General features: G+C 58.5%; 16 protein-coding genes. 6 read left to right on the top strand and 10 right to left on the bottom strand.

Annotated elements, in window-relative coordinates; all coding sequences use genetic code 11:
* Positions 1-30: 30 nt before the first annotated feature.
* Positions 31-1287, bottom strand: a complete 1257-nt coding sequence (locus AWM69_RS01525; RefSeq protein ID WP_218725617.1) for an MFS transporter — start codon at positions 1285-1287, stop codon at positions 31-33.
* A gap of 142 nt (positions 1288-1429) precedes the next feature.
* Here AWM69_RS01525 and AWM69_RS01530 point away from each other — a divergent pair, with 142 nt between their 5' ends.
* The gene (locus tag AWM69_RS01530) at positions 1430-1885 is read left to right on the top strand and encodes a helix-turn-helix domain-containing protein (protein ID WP_218725618.1); all 456 of its coding nucleotides are present in this window, start codon (positions 1430-1432) and stop codon (positions 1883-1885) included.
* 130 nt (positions 1886-2015) lie between these two features.
* On the opposite strand, the gene AWM69_RS01535 is transcribed toward AWM69_RS01530, so the two are convergent.
* Genes AWM69_RS01535 through AWM69_RS01545 form a run of 3 tightly spaced genes read right to left on the bottom strand, consistent with a single transcriptional unit; the run spans position 2016 to position 4639 of the window.
* Positions 2016-2987, bottom strand: a complete 972-nt coding sequence (locus AWM69_RS01535) for a thymidylate synthase (protein ID WP_218725619.1) — start codon at positions 2985-2987, stop codon at positions 2016-2018.
* Positions 2988-3037: 50 nt separating this feature from the next.
* Positions 3038-3844 (bottom strand): prolipoprotein diacylglyceryl transferase, encoded by an 807-nt coding sequence (gene lgt, locus AWM69_RS01540; protein ID WP_048381117.1) that lies wholly within the window; start codon positions 3842-3844, stop codon positions 3038-3040.
* A 12-nt stretch (positions 3845-3856) separates the two neighbouring features.
* A complete protein-coding gene (locus AWM69_RS01545) occupies positions 3857-4639 on the bottom strand; it encodes a sulfite exporter TauE/SafE family protein (protein WP_131653496.1) in 783 nt (260 codons plus the stop codon).
* 119 nt (positions 4640-4758) lie between these two features.
* Between AWM69_RS01545 and AWM69_RS01550 the strand changes: the two genes are divergently transcribed.
* Entirely contained in the window at positions 4759-5505 is a 747-nt protein-coding gene (locus AWM69_RS01550; protein ID WP_131653497.1) for an NRDE family protein, read from the top strand.
* A gap of 52 nt (positions 5506-5557) precedes the next feature.
* Here AWM69_RS01550 and ptsP read toward each other — a convergent pair whose 3' ends face one another.
* Positions 5558-7837 (bottom strand): phosphoenolpyruvate--protein phosphotransferase, encoded by a 2280-nt coding sequence (gene ptsP / locus AWM69_RS01555; RefSeq protein WP_048381123.1) that lies wholly within the window; start codon positions 7835-7837, stop codon positions 5558-5560.
* 21 nt (positions 7838-7858) lie between these two features.
* Entirely contained in the window at positions 7859-8338 is a 480-nt protein-coding gene (locus tag AWM69_RS01560) for an RNA pyrophosphohydrolase (protein WP_048381705.1), read from the bottom strand.
* Between the two features lie 144 nt (positions 8339-8482).
* Here AWM69_RS01560 and AWM69_RS01565 point away from each other — a divergent pair, with 144 nt between their 5' ends.
* Positions 8483-9139 carry an HAD family phosphatase gene (locus AWM69_RS01565; RefSeq protein WP_131653498.1) on the top strand — a complete coding sequence of 219 codons (657 nt, stop codon included), beginning with the start codon at positions 8483-8485 and terminating at the stop codon, positions 9137-9139.
* Positions 9140-9179: 40 nt separating this feature from the next.
* Here AWM69_RS01565 and AWM69_RS01570 read toward each other — a convergent pair whose 3' ends face one another.
* Positions 9180-9608: a DUF2269 family protein gene (locus AWM69_RS01570; protein ID WP_218725620.1), complete on the bottom strand. Its 429-nt coding sequence runs from the start codon at positions 9606-9608 to the stop codon at positions 9180-9182.
* Between the two features lie 40 nt (positions 9609-9648).
* The gene (gene ilvA, locus AWM69_RS01575; protein ID WP_048381129.1) at positions 9649-11163 is read right to left on the bottom strand and encodes a threonine ammonia-lyase, biosynthetic; all 1515 of its coding nucleotides are present in this window, start codon (positions 11161-11163) and stop codon (positions 9649-9651) included.
* A gap of 140 nt (positions 11164-11303) precedes the next feature.
* Between ilvA and rpiA the strand changes: the two genes are divergently transcribed.
* Positions 11304-11975 carry a ribose-5-phosphate isomerase RpiA gene (gene rpiA, locus AWM69_RS01580; RefSeq protein WP_048381131.1) on the top strand — a complete coding sequence of 224 codons (672 nt, stop codon included), beginning with the start codon at positions 11304-11306 and terminating at the stop codon, positions 11973-11975.
* 112 nt (positions 11976-12087) lie between these two features.
* Here rpiA and AWM69_RS01585 read toward each other — a convergent pair whose 3' ends face one another.
* Together AWM69_RS01585 and AWM69_RS01590 are read right to left on the bottom strand one after the other, a co-directional pair.
* Positions 12088-12996, bottom strand: coding sequence for an SdiA-regulated domain-containing protein (locus tag AWM69_RS01585; protein WP_218725621.1), 909 nt, complete (start codon positions 12994-12996; stop codon positions 12088-12090).
* A 110-nt stretch (positions 12997-13106) separates the two neighbouring features.
* Positions 13107-14036: an SdiA-regulated domain-containing protein gene (locus AWM69_RS01590; RefSeq protein ID WP_131653501.1), complete on the bottom strand. Its 930-nt coding sequence runs from the start codon at positions 14034-14036 to the stop codon at positions 13107-13109.
* A gap of 646 nt (positions 14037-14682) precedes the next feature.
* Between AWM69_RS01590 and AWM69_RS01595 the strand changes: the two genes are divergently transcribed.
* Entirely contained in the window at positions 14683-15447 is a 765-nt protein-coding gene (locus AWM69_RS01595; RefSeq protein WP_131653502.1) for a hypothetical protein, read from the top strand.
* Positions 15448-15670: 223 nt separating this feature from the next.
* A complete protein-coding gene (locus AWM69_RS01600) occupies positions 15671-16912 on the top strand; it encodes an SfnB family sulfur acquisition oxidoreductase (protein WP_131653503.1) in 1242 nt (413 codons plus the stop codon).
* The last annotated feature ends 4 nt before the right edge of the window (positions 16913-16916 follow it).

Raw genomic sequence — 16916 nt, forward strand, 5'->3', positions numbered from 1 at the left:
GTCGGGTGTACGTCTCTCACGTTCTGGGCATTATCGGGAGGTGAGCTCCAGGTAGATCCAGTACAACAGGGCACTTGCACTGATGGCAGCCCCCAACATGCAAACCGCCCCCCAGCCAAAGTGTGCATATACATAAGTTGCCGCAATGGCGCCCAGTCCGCTGCCGATCGAGTAGAAGCACATATAGGCACCGACGAGACGGCTCTGTGCATCGGGGCGCGCGGCAAAAATCAGGCTCTGGTTGGTGACATGCACCGCTTGAACGGCGAAGTCCAGCAACACAATGCCCACGACCATGGCCAGCAATGAGCTTTCGACAAACGCGGTGGGCAACCAGGACACGGTCAACAGCAGCAAGGCCACGCCGGTCGTGCGGTTGCCGAGCCCTCGGTCGGCCAGTCGCCCTGCCCGTGCCGCAGCCAGTGCGCCAGCCACTCCGGCCAGGCCGAAAAGGCCTATTTGGGTGTGTGACAGCGACAGCGCAGGCGCGCTGAGCGGCAGCACCATCGATGTCCACAACACGCTGAAGGCGGCAAAGATGAGCAGGGCAAAGGTGCCCCGGACGCGCAACGTGCGCTCGGTCAGATACAGTTGAAACACCGACCGCAGCAACGCCAGGTAACCGCCTTTGGCAGGTGCTGCCGGGGAGGCGGGCATGGTGCGCAACAACACCAGCGCCATGCCGATCATCAATGCCGCCGACACAAAATAAACACCGCGCCAGCCCGCCAGATCGGCCACCGCTCCCGACACGAAGCGGGCGAGGAGAATCCCCAGCACGACGCCACTGGTCACGGTGCCCACGACCTCGCCGCGCTGTTCGGGGAGCGCCAGGGTAGCCACATAGGCGACCACCACCTGGACCACAACGGCCATCAGGCCCACCAGCATCATTGCACCGAGCAGCATGCCCCAGTCCTGAGCCAGTCCCACAGCGCACAAGGCCAAAGCCGACAGAAGCAATTGGGTAAGGATGAGTTTTTTGCGGTTCAGCAGATCACCTAGCGGAACAATGAACAGCAAGCCCAGCACGTAACCGGCCTGGGTAGCGGTCACGACGATACCGATAGCGCCGGGCGAAACCGACAGGCTGGCGGCCATGGACTCCAGCAGAGGCTGTGCAAAATAGACGTTTGCCACCGCCAGTGCGCAGGTCACCGCAAAGAGAAAGGTCTGGTAACGGCTCAGGGTGGCGGGTGCAGCACCTTGAGCAGACTCGGGGTAGCCGCCGGCAGCCGTCTCGGTTTCGGCGTCCATTTTGGCTGGTGCAAGAGATTTATAGGCCATCACCTGTCCTTGGATCTTGGTTGCTAAAAGAAACCGGATCGTTGTTTTTTATCAAATCAAGTTGTTAAATACAACCAGTTTGTCAAAGGCACCCCTCTGCCGTTTGATCCTTCCCGATCCATTTTCCGCACCCTGGTGAGTCATGGCCAAACAGCAAATACTGGCTCAAAGCGAATGCCCGGTAGCCCGGACACTTGAGGCGATCGGCGACCGCTGGGTCTTGATGATCTTGCGCGAAGCGTTCGACGATGTTCGCCGCTTCAGTGAGTTCCAGAAACGTCTCGGTCTTGCGAAAAACATCCTGACGGTGAAGCTCAAAATGCTGGTCGAACTGGGCCTGTTCGAAATCCAGCCGGCATCCGATGGCAGCGCCTACAAGGAATACGTGTTGACCGAAATGGGCCGCGCGGTGTTTCCCGTGGTCGTCAGCATGCGCCAATGGGGCGAGCGGTTTATGTTCAGCAAAGGTGAGAGTTATTCGATATTGCTGGACAAAGAACGGTCGGAGCCGGTTGAGACCATCACCGTGCGCTCCAGGGCGGGCAAGGCGTTGACCCCGGCAGACAGTTATCGGCGGGTCATCACGCGTGACGTGTGACCGCCCGTCTGAACACCTGGTGCTCAGGCGTGCCGCCAGCGCCGGGGCTGAATAGCCGGCGCTCTCAACGTCTTCAAACTTAAACACCCGGTAGCCGCTGCCACAGGCCGGGGCGACCGGGTGCTGGGCGTTACACCGCCATCGGCGCGGTCATGGGAGCATGGTGCTGATAGCCTTCGAGGCTGAAGTCGCCCGGCTCGATCAGCCCCAGCCACTCCGGCTGGTAGACACCCGTCTTGGCGAATTCCGGAACGCGGTCCGAGATCACCAGTTTTGGCATCGGGAACGGCTCGCGGGTCAGCTGTTCGTTGAGCATGTCCAGGTGGTTTTCATACACGTGGGCATCACCGATGAAATAGGTGAACCAGCGCGGCGTGTAGCCGGTCAGACGGCCGATCAGGCTCAACAGCGCTGCGCCTTCGGTCAGGTTGAACGGCGTGCCCAGGCCCAGATCGTTGGAGCGAATGTAGAGCGTCAGGGAAATCTCCCTGGTCTCGACATTCGGGTGGAACTGGTACAGCAGGTGGCACGGCGGCAGAGCCATTTCGTCCAGCTGGGCGCAGTTCCAGCCATGGAACAGAATACGGCGGCTGCCCGGATCATTGATGATGGTGTCGACACACTGGCGCACCTGATCGATAGCCTTGTACAGCACTACGTAGGGCTGGCCGTCTTCTTCACCTTCGGCAATCTGGCGATAACCCTGGCTCAGCGCCAGCTCGATGGCGGCCTGATTGCTGCGCCCGATCTGCTTGTAGGCAGGCCACTTGCGCCATTGCACGCCATAGATCTCGCCGAGGTCGTCCTCGCCCTGACGGAACGGATTGGCCAGCCACTGGGCGTTTTCGTTGGCGTTCTGGTCCCACACCTTGCATCCCAGGGCGCGGAAGTCGGCAGCGCTGTTCACTGGACGCAAGAAGCCGCACATTTCACCGATCGCGGACTTGAATGCCATGCGTCGGGTGGTGATAGCCGGAAAGCCTTCTTTGAGGTCGTAACGCAACATCGCGCCAGGCAGGCTGATGGTCTTCACGCCGGTGCGGTTGGCTTGCAAGGTGCCATTCTTGATGACGTTGGCAACGAGTTCGAGGTATTGCTTCATGGATTTCCTACCGTTTGAATGCAGGGCTTTATGAGCCCTGCAATTCGAATTTATGACGCAGCTTTTTGAGCCGCTGGATCACGATGGTAAGCCCACCAGATCAGTAACAGACCGCCGGCGATCATCGGAATGCAAAGGATTTGCCCCATGGTGACCCAGCCAAACGCCAGATAGCCCAATTGAGCATCCGGCACCCGGACGAACTCGACGATAAAGCGGAAGATGCCGTAGAACAGGGCGAACATCCCGGAAACCGCCATGGTTGGACGGGGTTTACGCGAATACAGCCAAAGAATCAGGAACAATGCCACACCTTCCAGCGCAAACTGATACAGCTGCGACGGATGACGTGCCAATTGCTGCGGATCGGTCGGAAAAATCATCGCCCAGGGCACATCGGTGGCCTTGCCCCACAACTCGGCGTTGATGAAGTTGCCAATGCGCCCCGCACCCAGGCCGATCGGCACCACAGGGGCAATAAAATCCATGATCTGGAAAAACGACTTGTTGTTGCGCTTGCCGAACCACCACGTGGCCAGCATCACGCCAATCAGTCCACCGTGGAACGCCATGCCGCCTTTCCAGACTTCGAAAATCAGCAACGGATTGGCGATGTAGGCACTCAGGTCGTAAAACAGCACATAACCCAAACGGCCACCGACGATCACCCCCATCGCCACCCAGAACACCAGGTCAGACAATTTTTCCTTGGTCCAGGTCGGGTCGAAACGGTTGAGGCGACGGGACAGGATCAGCCAGGCTGCGCCAATGCCGATCAGGTACATCAAACCGTACCAATGGATTTTCAGCGGGCCGATGGCCAATGCCACCGGGTCAATCTGCGGGTAAGGCAGCATTGCGACTCCTCGTTAGATCAGGAAACTCAAGCCGACACAGAACAACAGTGCGGCAAACAGCCGTTTCAGCAGGCGTGGCGAAAGCTTGTGAGCCAAACGCGCACCGAAACGGGCGAAAAACATGCTGGTCAGGGCAATGCCCAGCAGCGCCGGCAAGTAAATAAACCCGAGACTATGCGCGGGCAAGTCCGGGTTGTGCCAGCCAATGATCATGAAACTTAATGCACCTGCCACCGCTATCGGCAATCCACAGGCTGCCGAGGTCGCCACAGCCTGCTGCATGGGCACACTGCGCCAGCTCAGGAACGGGACGGTCAACGAACCACCGCCGATCCCGAAAATGGCCGACGCCCAGCCAATCACCGTGCCTGCCAGGGTCAACCCCGGCTTTCCCGGAACCGTTCGACTGGCCTTGGGCTGCAGCCCGAAGGCCATTTGCACGGCAATCAGCACCGCGAACACCCCAATGATCTTTTGCAGATGCGGCCCCGCGATGGCTTCAGCGGTCAGCGCACCGAGCCCGGCACCGATCAAAATGCCCAGCGTCATCCAGATAACCAACGGCCAGCGCACGGCACCCTTGCGATGGTGCTCACGAATCGAATTGATCGAAGTAAAGATGATCGTAGCCAATGACGTGCCGACGGCCAAATGCGTCAGCACCTCGGTATTGAAGCCCTGCAGGGTGAAACTGAACACCAGCACCGGCACGATGATAAGTCCGCCACCGACACCAAACAGCCCGGCGAGAACACCGGCAAAGCCTCCCAGCACCAGATAGAGCAGAAATTCCATAACGCCCCCTTCGATTTTGATCCGCATGGTAACGGAGCAAGGGCTTGGGCTCCACTCATGGCGCGACGGGCCAAGGCAATCTATAACTAGAGGGGTTAAAAAATCATTAAGGATTGCCCATGTGCCTGATTGTCTTTGCCTGGCGCCCCGGCCACGCACAACCGCTGGTGGTTGCTGCCAACCGCGATGAATTTTATGCCCGCCCCGCCAAGCCTTTGGCGCAGTGGGCCGAAGCGCCCCATGTGTATGCAGGGCGCGATATCGAAGCTGGGGGCACCTGGCTGGGCATCGGCGCCGATGGCCGCTTTGCAGCACTGACCAATATTCGCGAGCCCCATCGCCCGCCTTCACGGCGCTCCCGCGGCGAGCTGGTCTCTGAATTTCTGATCGGAAACCAGTCAATTGGCGAGTACTTTGCCGACGTTGGTCGACGTTCGGTGGAATATGCCGGCTTCAACCTGCTGCTGGGCACCCGCGACCAACTCTGGCATTTCAACTCCAGGGAGCTGGCTGCGCAGCCGTTGAGTGCAGGTATTTATGGGTTGTCGAATGCCGGGCTGGATACCCCGTGGCCCAAGCTGCTGAAAGCCAAGGCAGCGTTGGCCGAAGTGCTGGGCGACCCGCAGCCGCAGTCCTTGCTGGCCTTGCTCAAAGATACGCAAACAGCGCCATTCAGCGAGTTGCCGGATACGGGCGTAGGGCTGGCAACCGAAAGTTTGTTGTCGAGCGTATTTATCACCAGCACCAGCTACGGCACCCGCGCCAGCACGGCATTGATCGTCAAGGCTGACGGTTCAAGGCTGATGGTGGAATACAGCTTCGGGCCACTGGGCGGGCGTTTGGGGGAGGTCAGAATCGAAGATTGAAGCCCCCTCTGCAGAAGCGAGTCCGCTCGCCTGCAGAGGGGCGTCTTTGTGGCTAATACGGCTTGATTGCCGCCGGATTCATCATCCGGGTCAGGCCCATGTTTTTCAGGGCCAGTTGCACGGTACTGCGAATCACCTGCGGGTTATCGATGGTCATGACTTCGGCCAGGATTTCCTTCGCACGGCTCAGGCTGACCTGGCGCAGCATCCATTTCACTTTTGGCAAGTTGGTGGCGTTCATCGACAGGCTGTCGAATCCCATGGCCATCAGCAGGATCGCAGCGGCCGGATCACCCGCCATCTCCCCGCAGATACTCGCAGGCTTGCCTTCGGCATGGGCATCGCGCACCACCGATTGCAAGGCTTGCAGCACGGCCGGGTGCAGGTAGTCGTACAAATCGGCAACCCGCGGGTTGTTGCGGTCGACGGCCAACAGGTATTGCGTCAAGTCGTTGGACCCCACAGACAGGAAGTCCACCTGCCGCGCCAGTTCCTTGGTCTGGTACACCGCTGCCGGAATTTCGATCATCACCCCGATCGGAGGCATCGGCACATCGGTTCCTTCGTCACGCACTTCACCCCAGGCGCGGTGCAGCAGGTGCAGCGCTTCTTCGAGTTCGTGGGTGCCGGAGATCATCGGCAGCAAAATACGCAGGTTGTTCAGGCCTTCGCTGGCCTTGAGCATGGCCCGGGCCTGAACCAGAAAAATTTCGGGGTGGTCGAGGGTGACGCGGATCCCGCGCCAGCCGAGGAACGGGTTGTCTTCTTTGATCGGGAAATACGACAGTGACTTGTCGCCGCCAATGTCCAGGCTGCGCATCGTCACCGGTTGCGGATGGAAGGCGGCGAGTTGCTCGCGATAAATCGCCAGCTGCTCCTTTTCGCTCGGAAAGCGCTGGTTGATCATGAACGGCACTTCAGTGCGGTACAGACCCACGCCTTCTGCGCCGCGCTGTTGCGCACGCGCTACATCGGCCAGCAGGCCGGTGTTGACCCACAGCGGCATACGATGCCCGTCAGGGGTGATGCACGGCAGCTCACGCAAGGCATCAAGACCCTGGGACAGCTGGCGTTCTTCTTCGACGACTTCAGCGTATTGCTTGCGCAACACTTCGCTGGGGTTGGTGTAGACCTCACCGTGATAACCGTCGACGATCATCTGGATGCCGTCGACCTTGGAGTACGGCAGGTCGACCAGGCCCATCACCGTCGGGATGCCCATGGCACGGGCCAGAATCGCCACGTGGGAGTTACCCGACCCCAATACCGACACCAGGCCCGCGAGCTTGCCTTCAGGCACCTCACCCAGCATGGTCGCCGTCAGCTCCTCGCTGATCAGAATGGTGTTGTCGGGATAGACCATGGTTTGCTGGCGGTCATGCTGCAAATACGCCAGCAGACGCCGCCCGAGGTCACGAACATCCGAGGCCCGCTCACGCAGGTAGGCATCGTCCATCAGCTCAAAACGATTGACGTGGTCCGTCACCACCTGCCGCAGCGCGCCCTGGGCCCACTGGCCGGTCTTGATGACATTTTTGACTTCGCTGCCCAGCGATGCGTCATCGAGCATCATCAGGTAGACATCGAACAGCGCCTGCTCTTCGGGCCGCAACTGGGACGCGAGCTTGGTCGACAGGGCACGCATGTCATTGCGCACGCCTTCGAGGGCCGTTTTGAACAGTTTCAGCTCGGCGGGAATGTCAGTGATGGTTTTATCGGGAACAACGTCCAGATCGGCCGGGGGCAACATGACCACCGCCGTACCCACCGCAGCACCGGGTGAACCGGGTACGCCGACGAACTTGGCCTCCTGGATGCCCTTGCCCTGACGCCCCAGGCCGCGAATCGAGCCCGTGGCTTCGGCGTGGGCGATAACCCCTGCCAACTGGGCGCTCATGGTCACCAGGAAGGCTTCTTCACCCTCATCGAACTGACGGCGTTCCTTTTGCTGGATGACCAATACCCCGACCACACGGCGGTGGTGGATGATCGGCGCGCCTAGGAATGAGGCATAACGCTCCTCACCGGTTTCGGCGAAGTAACGATAACGCGGGTGATCGGCGGCGTTTTCGAGGTTCAGAGGTTCTTCACGCGTGCCCACAAGGCCGACCAGGCCTTCGTTGGGCGCCATGCTGACTTTACCGATCGAGCGCTTGTTCAAGCCCTCGGTGGCCATCAGGACAAAACGGTTGGTCTCTGGATCAAGCAAATAGACCGAGCAGACCTGGCTGCTCATAGCCTCTTTGACGCGCAACACAATAATCCCCAACGCCGCCTTGAGATCCTTGGCGGCGTTAACTTCCTGGACGATCTTGCGCAGCGTATTGAGCATGGCTCGGGGTCGAACTCCGTGTCAGGCGCGCGTTAAAAGGCGCGGGGCAAGCTCTTTGAGAGCGCGACGATAGACCTCGCGCTTGAATGTCACCACCTGGCCCAACGGATACCAATAGCTGACCCAACGCCAGCCATCGAATTCCGGTTTACCGGTCAAATCCATCCGCACCCGCTGCTCGTTAGAGATCAGGCGCAGCAAAAACCACTTTTGCTTCTGGCCGATGCACAGCGGTTGACTGTGGGTACGGACCAGCCGTTGCGGCAAACGATAACGCAACCAGCCTCGCGTGCAGGCGAGTATTTCCACATCTTCGCGTTCAAGGCCAACTTCTTCGTTCAGCTCACGGTACAAGGCGTCTTCCGGCGTCTCATCAGGGTTGATACCGCCCTGTGGAAACTGCCACGCTTCTTGATTGATACGGCGAGCCCAAAGTACCTGACCAGCATCATTTGTCAGAATAATCCCGACATTAGGACGGAAACCATCGGGGTCGATCACGGCAACAACCTCGCAAACGCATGTCGCCGCATTGTTCCACAAAGGTTGTGAAAGCAGCAACGCGCCTTCCCGCCTTATGTGCACTCTTATGAAAAGACCGTATTCTTAGGGCCTTTTTTACAGACATTTCAGCAGGTAACTTCTATGCGTCTGGCTTTATTCGACTTGGACAACACCCTTCTGGGCGGCGACAGCGATCACGCATGGGGCGATTACCTGTGCCAGCGGGGCATTCTCGATGGCGACGCCTACAAGGCCCGCAACGATGCCTTTTACCAGGATTACCTGGCCGGAAAGCTGGACAACGCGGCGTATCTTAATTTCAGCATGGAAATCTTTGGCCGCCATGACATGGCTCAACTGGATCAGTGGCACCGCGAATTCATGCGCGATTGCATCGAGCCCATCATGTTGCCCAAAGCACTGGCATTGCTGACTCAGCACCGTGAAGCCGGCGACCTGCTGGTGATTATCACCGCCACCAACCGCGTAGTCACCGGCCCGATCGCCAAACGCCTGGGCGTGGAACACCTGATTGCCACGGAATGCGAAGTCGTCGACGGCCGCTATACCGGGCGCAGCACAGACATACCGTGCTTCCGTGAAGGCAAGGTGACACGCCTGAACCGCTGGCTCGAAGAAACCGGCTACAGCCTCGCTGACAGCTACTTCTACAGCGACTCAATGAACGATCTGCCGCTGCTGGAGCAAGTGACCCATGCGGTGGCGGTAGACCCTGACGAGAATCTGCGGGCCGAGGCCGTGAAGCGCGGCTGGCCGGTGATTTCACTGCGCGACTAAAGCCCCTGCCCCTCTCCAGCCGGGGAGGGGCCATTTGAAGCTACACCGGTTTGGCGCCCATCAGCCCGGCAATGGCGATAAAGCAAATGGCGCAAAAAACCACCAGCACCCAGGTAAAGCGCGGGTGTTTGGCCACACGCCCCAGCCGCAGCCGATTAAGACGCACCACCAGCCACAGCCAGCTCAGGCCGCCCAGCAGATACAAACTGCTGCCCGCCAGCAGCCACAACTGGCTCAATGGCCAGCCCGCCATATGCACCAGAAACCAGCCACTCACCGGCAACACCAACAGGCACAGCCCCATCAGCGCCCAGACAAATCCCCACGGACGCCGCACCACCCCGCCCGACAGGTCTTTATCGCCGGCACGCCAGCGGCGAATTACCCAGACAAGCAAGACGATGGCGCTGACAAACAGCAGCAGTGTCGATACGCCATGAACCAGCTTTAATGCTGTGAACGTTTCCATTTTATAAATTCCTTGCGCCGTTCAAACAGCGTAGCGCCTATCAACCAAGAAACAGCTGATAAGCCGGGTTATCGGTTTCATCCCAGTACGGGTAGCCAATTTCAGCCAGCGCCGCCGGCACCAGATGGCGTTCTTCTGCAGGTACCTGCAAGCCGGCCATCACACGACCGTCGGCCGCACCATGGTTACGGTAATGGAACATTGAAATATTCCAGCGTCCTCCCAGCTTGTTGAGGAAGTTGAACAGTGCGCCCGGGCGCTCAGGGAACTCGAAACGGAACAGCAGCTCATCGCTGACCTTCGCCGCGTGCCCACCGACCATATGCCGGATATGCAACTTGGCCAGTTCGTTCTCGGTCAGGTCGACCACCGGGAAGCCTTGTTCCGCCAGGCTGGCGAGCAGCGCGCGACGCGGGTCATTCTCGGGATGGGTTTGCACACCGACAAAAATGTGGGCTTCGCTGCCGGTGTGGTAGCGATAGTTGAACTCAGTGATCTGACGCTTGCCGATGGCCTGGCAGAACGCCTTGAAGCTGCCCGCCTCTTCAGGGATGGTCACGGCGATGATCGCTTCACGGCCTTCACCCAGCTCGGCACGCTCGGCCACATGACGCAAGCGATCGAAGTTGACGTTAGCCCCCGAGTCGATAGCCACCAGTGTCTGGCCACGTACACCGCGTTGCTCGACATACTTCTTGATTCCGGCCACACCCAGAGCGCCGGCCGGCTCAGTGATCGAACGCGTGTCGTCGAAAATATCCTTGATCGCCGCACAGATCTCGTCAGTGCTGACCGTGATGACTTCGTCCACGTAGTTTTTGCAGATATCAAAGGTGTGCTGGCCAATCTGTGCCACGGCCACACCGTCGGCAAAAATCCCCACGGTCGGCAACACCACCCGTTCGCCAGCAGCCATCGCGGCTTGCAGGCAGTTGGAGTCATCCGGTTCAACACCAATGACCTTGATGTCAGGGCGCAGGTATTTCACATAGGCGGCAATCCCGGCGATCAGGCCACCACCGCCCACCGGGACGAAAATCGCATCCAGCGGAGCCGGGTGCTGGCGCAGAATTTCCATCGCGACCGTGCCCTGCCCGGCAATGGTGTGCGGGTCATCGTACGGGTGAACGTATACGTAGCCTTCTTTCTCGACCAGTTGCAGCGAGTAGGCCAGGGCTTCGGGGAACGTGTCGCCGTGCAGCACCACAATGCCGCCGCGGGAACGTACGCCTTCTACCTTGATCTCGGGCGTGGTCTTGGGCATGACGATGGTGGCCTTGACCCCCAGCTTCTTGGCCGCCAGGGCCAGGCCCTGTGCATGGTTGCCGGCCGATGCCGTGACAACACCGCAGGCCCGTTCGGCATCGCTCAAGTGCATCAGTTTGTTGTAAGCGCCGCGAATCTTGAACGAGTACACCGGCTGCAGATCTTCGCGCTTGAGCAGAATCTGGTTGCCCAATCGCTGCGTGAGCTGATTGGCAGTTTGCAGAGGGGTTTCAACGGCTACGTCATAAACGCGCGAGGTGAGGATCTTCTTAACGTACTGTTCGAGCATCGGAAAGCTTCACTGGGCGGGTTGGCAGGGACCAAGGAGTCTACCCCAGCGTTTACGCGGGCGACCATACGAATCCAAAGGTTTTAGATGCTTGGGGTATACTTGCCGCCCTCTGATACCCTTCCCGCCCCGGAGCCCGCATGACCCAGGATCAACTCAAACAGGCCGTAGCCCAGGCTGCTGTCGACTTCATCCTTCCAAAGCTGGATGACAAGAGCATCGTCGGGGTCGGTACCGGCTCCACAGCCAACTGCTTCATCGACGCGCTGGCGTTGCACAAAGGCGCATTCGACGGCGCTGTGGCGAGCTCCGAAGCCACCGCTGCCCGTCTCAAGGGTCACGGCATTCCAGTGTATGAGCTGAACACCGTCAGCGACCTGGAGTTCTATGTGGATGGCGCCGATGAAAGCGACGAAAACCTGAACCTGATCAAAGGCGGTGGCGCAGCCCTGACCCGCGAGAAGATCGTCGCGGCCGTGGCCAAAACCTTTATCTGCATCGCCGACGGCAGCAAACTGGTGCCGGTGCTGGGGGCGTTTCCGCTGCCTGTTGAAGTGATCCCGATGGCCCGCAGCCACGTAGCCCGCGAGCTGGTGAAGCTGGGCGGCGACCCGGTTTACCGCGAAGGCGTCGTGACTGACAACGGCAACATCATCATTGACGTATTCAACATGCAGATCACCAACCCGGTTGAACTGGAGCGTCAAATCAACGCCATCGTCGGCGTCGTGACCAACGGCTTGTTCGCCGCACGCCCGGCTGACCTGCTGTTGCTGGGCACGGCTGAAGGCGTAAAAACCCTGACCAAGTAACCCGACGCTGAACACTCGACCACTGCTACAACAACCATCCGTAGCAGCGGTCGAGCAGCGCGAGGCCGCGTCCGGCTGCACAGCAGTCGTAAACCCGGCCTCAGGTCAGGCCTTAGGGTTTTTTGAATACGTAGAACAGATTCGGCTCACTCACCACGTAAATCGTTCCCTCATCGTCCATCGCGATGCCTTCCGCTTGCGGCACTGATTTCGTCAAACCGTGCCGGCCTTTTTTCAGCGACAGCGTGCTGATGGGGCGCCCCTCTACATTCAGCTCCAGTAACAGCTTCGACTCATCCGACAGCGCCAGCAAATGGCCGCTGCGCTCGTCGAACTGCAAGCTCGACAAATCACGTACAAACAATCGGGCATCGCGCCGGGGGTTCGTCACCACATGGGTGGCGTAGGGCTCTTGCGGGTTGTCGTGGGGGAAGCCGCGCACTTCGTAAATCAGCATCGGATCGCGCTCTTTGGCCACAAACAGGCGTTTGCCGGCCGAATCATAGGCCAGACCTTCGAAGCCTTTGTTGCCCGCCAAATTGAGCCCCAGCGTCAGTTGCTCGGCCTCAATCGCATCGAGAAACCGCGTGCTGTCATCGACCCGCACTTTAATCAGCCGCTGCTGGCGTTCATCGGTGATCACATAAGTGTTCTCGCCAATGAACTCCACGGCTTCAGCATCGCCAAATCCGACCAGCGGGATACGCCGCAGAATTTTCCCGTCGAGTGACAGTTCGATCAGCTCGGCTTTTTTATTGGTGACGGTAAACAGGCTTTTGCGCAGCGGGTCGTAGGTCAGCGCCGACACATCGTCTTCCAGACCCTCAATGGCGCGACCCTGTACCACGACCTGATATTCGCCGAGGTTGATCGCTGCCGGGTCGATGGATTGCCATTGCTGGTTGATGTTGAACCACGTCCGCTCGAAGAAGCGGTAGTGCTGGGCCGCCATTCCTGCAGCGACCAAGGCCGCAAGAATCACGCAAACAAGAAAAACGGTGAGGCGACTGACACGGTGCATGGGACGGACTCTCTACAGATCAGGCGAATGAAATACCACGACTGCATGAATTCAAACTTAATCTGCCATGCACCTGGGTGCCCGCGACTACCTCAACACTAGCTGACGCATTACTTGGCGGCCTTCTCGAAGCGATAAAACAGGTTGGGCTCGCTCACCATGTAGAGCGTGCCGTGTTCGTCAGTTGCCACCCCCTCAGCACGCGGGATGGTGTTTTTAAGACCATTGAAGCCTCGCAACAACGTCATGAAGCTCACTTGTTCGCCCAACTCATCGAGTTCGAGAAGCATGTGCGAATCTGCCGACAGCACCAGCGTATGCCCGGTACGCGGATCAATGCTCAAGGCCGACAGGTTTCGCAGGTCCAGCTCATCGCTGGATAATTTTTGCTTGTTGCCGGTGAGGGTCTGGCTGCCATTGCTTTTCCACACATACAAGGCGGGTGGACGCTCCTCTCCCAGCAGTAATTGCTGGCGACGCGGATCCCAGGCAATGGCTTCAAAGGCTTTGTTCTGGTCCTTGGAAACGCCCAGGTCGTAACTCGGAAAGTCAGCCATGTTCAGGTTTTGAGTCTCGGCATCGACTTTCACCACGGTCAGCATGTGATCACGCTCATCGACAATGGCCAGCAGGCCATTCTCCATCACGGTCACGCCTTCCGGATTGCTCCAGCCCTGGAGTGGAATCTTGCGCAGCACGTCACCCTCGAGTGACAGCTCAACCAGAAACGGATTTTTGCCCATCACTGAAAACAGCGTTTTGGTGGCGGGGTTGTAAGCAAGGTCCGAGGCTTCGTCATCTTCCAGGCCCGGCAAAAGCTTGGCATCGATGACTGCCGTGTAGTCGGGCAACCAAACGCTTTCACTCTGTTCTGTCGGGCTCTCGAAGCCCTCCAGCACCCATAACACGCCCCGGTCATCCCAGTGCATGACTGAAGCCACCCCATAAAACACTGCACCCAGCAGCAACAGCCAGTGATACCAGCGCAGGTTAAAACGGGAAACTCGGCGTACAGGGGGCGTTTGAGGCGTGTGGGCCATTTGAGTGCTCTTCCAGTAAATTTGGCTACGTCTAAATATCACAAAGCAGGCAAACCGATTGCTTCGTCCAGACTTATTATCCCGATCGCGTGTGAAAGAAATGGGAAAAACGTCAATGACCGATCCGGCCTCATGTCGCACAGACGGTGCAAAAGCACAGCCCGGACAGTGTCAACGGACACCTGTCGAGCGACGCGATACAACACACTCCGAAAGCATAGAAACAGGGGTAGGAAAGTTCTTTTATTATTAACAACACTGCCAGCATCAAATAAAAATACTTATAACTTCCACCCACAACTACAACTTCACTCACCCCCGCACTTCAACAAGTCGACAAGTGTTTGAGCTGTAAACAAACGCCCTGCATTTTTCTGCGCGACACAATTAAAGCATTATGCCAGTAGGAGCATTCCGAATAAGTTGAAGGTGTCTATATTCATCCTCTTGTACCTTGACACTCATGCGCCGAGCCTCTTATCTAATAAGTAACCAGCCGGTCCAGCCCGTACCCTGAAGTACCCGCTCAATACTCCATCACAGTGCTCATGGTTCTCAAGCAAGGATCTTCAAGCCATGCCGGCACCCGTACGGCCTGTACCGATGTGTTTCGTCACCCATTACACGTTAGAAAGGAAACTTACCCATGCCCTTCACTTCACACGCTGACAAGCTGGCAGCGCCGACACTTTATGACACCAGCAAACATACTATTTGCGCCCGCGCTGCCGAGCACTTACTTGTCACAATAGCGCCTTATACAAACATGGAAGAAGGCGATCTTATCGAATTGTTCTGGGACGGTTGTTATGTCACCTCACGGCAACTATGCAAGGCCGACATTGGCCAGTCCGTGTCACTCAGGGTGCCCGAAAGTTTCATCCAGAATGGAACCGCACGCCTCTATTATCGCGTCATGCATATTGGCAGCAGCCCCGCACTTTCAGCACAACTCAAAGTCCTGATCAAACTTGATTGTCCGGGCGGAGACGCCATCGGCGAGGAAAACCAGGGGCTCGCACCGCTGATGATCCCGGAGCCGATACAGCGTTACGGGGTCAACCCCAGCCAGATGAAGCGCGGCGTGCCGGTGACCATCGAGCCCTATCGCAACATGGCCGGTGAAGATGCAATCACCTTGCTGTGGGGGGACGTGCGTATGGATCTGCCCAAGCTGCGCAAGGTAGACATCAACAAACCCGTCAGCGTGTTCGTCCCGCCCGAGATCATTCAAGAGGCCGGTGAAGACCCCAAGCTGGAAGTCACCTACTGCGTGATTGATCACGTGGGCAACAACTCTCGCTGGGCACCCGCACGCACCCTCAAGGTCGGTGCCCACAAGCTTTATTTGAACCCCGCCCCCCGGGAAGTACTGCACGCTGCCGAGCCTCGCCCCAATTGGCGCAACTGATCGGAACAGGGTCAAACAATCGTCTATTCATATTCCTAAAAGTTAGTTCTTTTAATTTTTATACTCGATTAGGGTATATGGACCGGACCACCGGACTCTCTGGTTTTTATTCGCGCCGCTCATGCGGCGCTCTAATGATGAGATGCGAGGTAGGTATGGTCAGTAACACAATTACCCTTGTGCAGATCGCCAGGGCATTGCGTGCAGCCAAGGAGCAGCACTAATGTCCAACTTGGCGAATGCACACCTGCAAAGCGACCTGGATGTCGCGCCCCCGTTGCTCGACGCACATGTCCTGCGCACCGATAACGAAGCCCTTGAAGCCGCCCGCACCCTGGCTGCCAGCGCGCTTGAACACGCCGCAAGGCGCGACCAGCAGCGAAGCCTGCCGTGGTCGCAGGTCGAAGCGTTTACCCGCAGCGGCCTGGGCAGCATTTCCATCCCGCGGGAATTTGGCGGGCCTCAGGTGTCATTCGTGACCCTGGCCGAAGTGTTCGCGATCATCTCGGCAGCCGACCCGGCATTGGGGCAAATTCCGCAAAATCAGGTGGGTATCCTGCACCTGATTTTGAATACCGCAACTCAGGCGCAAAAAGAGCAACTGTTCAGCAGCGTGTTGCAAGGTTGGCGCATCGGCAATGCAGGGCCTGAACGCGGCAGCAAAAATACCCTCGATTTAAAAGCACGTATCACCGCTGAAGGCGATGAGTTCGTTATCAACGGCCAAAAGTTCTATTCCACAGGTGCTTTGTTCGCCCACTGGATTGCCGTCAAGGCGCTCAACGAAGACGGCAAGCAAGTGATCGCCTTTGTACGTCGTGGTACACCCGGCCTGCGCGTCGTCGATGACTGGTCGGGCTTTGGCCAGCGCACCACCGCCAGCGGTACCGTGTTGCTCAATAACGTGCCGGTTGAAGCCCAATGGGTAGTGGAGAACTGGCGCCTCAACGAGACCCCGAATATTCAAGGCGCCGTGTCACAACTGATCCAGGCCGCCATCGATGTGGGCATCGCCCGCGGCGCGATCACTGACACCATCAGTTTTGTACGCGAACGCTCCCGCCCCTGGGTGGACGCCAAGGTCGAACGCAATAGCCATGACCCGTATGTGATTGCCGATATCGGCAAACTGAAAGTCGAGCTGCACGCCGCTGAAGCGTTACTGCGTAAGGCCGGACGGATACTGGACGAAGTCAGCGCCGCGCCGATTGATGCCCAGGCCGCCGCCCGGGCGTCGATTGCAGTAGCTGAAGCCAAAGTGCTGAGCACCGAAGTCTCACTGCTGGCCAGCGAAAAACTCTTCGAACTGGCCGGCAGCCGCGCCACCCTCGCCGAATTCAACCTCGACCGGCACTGGCGCAACGCGCGGGTTCATACCCTGCACGACCCGGTGCGCTGGAAGTACCACGCCATTGGTGCGTATCGCCTCAACGGCACATTGCCTGCACGGCATTCCTGGATCTGACCCG

Source organism: Pseudomonas sp. D1HM (assembly GCF_019266105.1).
Taxonomy (GTDB): domain Bacteria; phylum Pseudomonadota; class Gammaproteobacteria; order Pseudomonadales; family Pseudomonadaceae; genus Aquipseudomonas; species Aquipseudomonas taetrolens.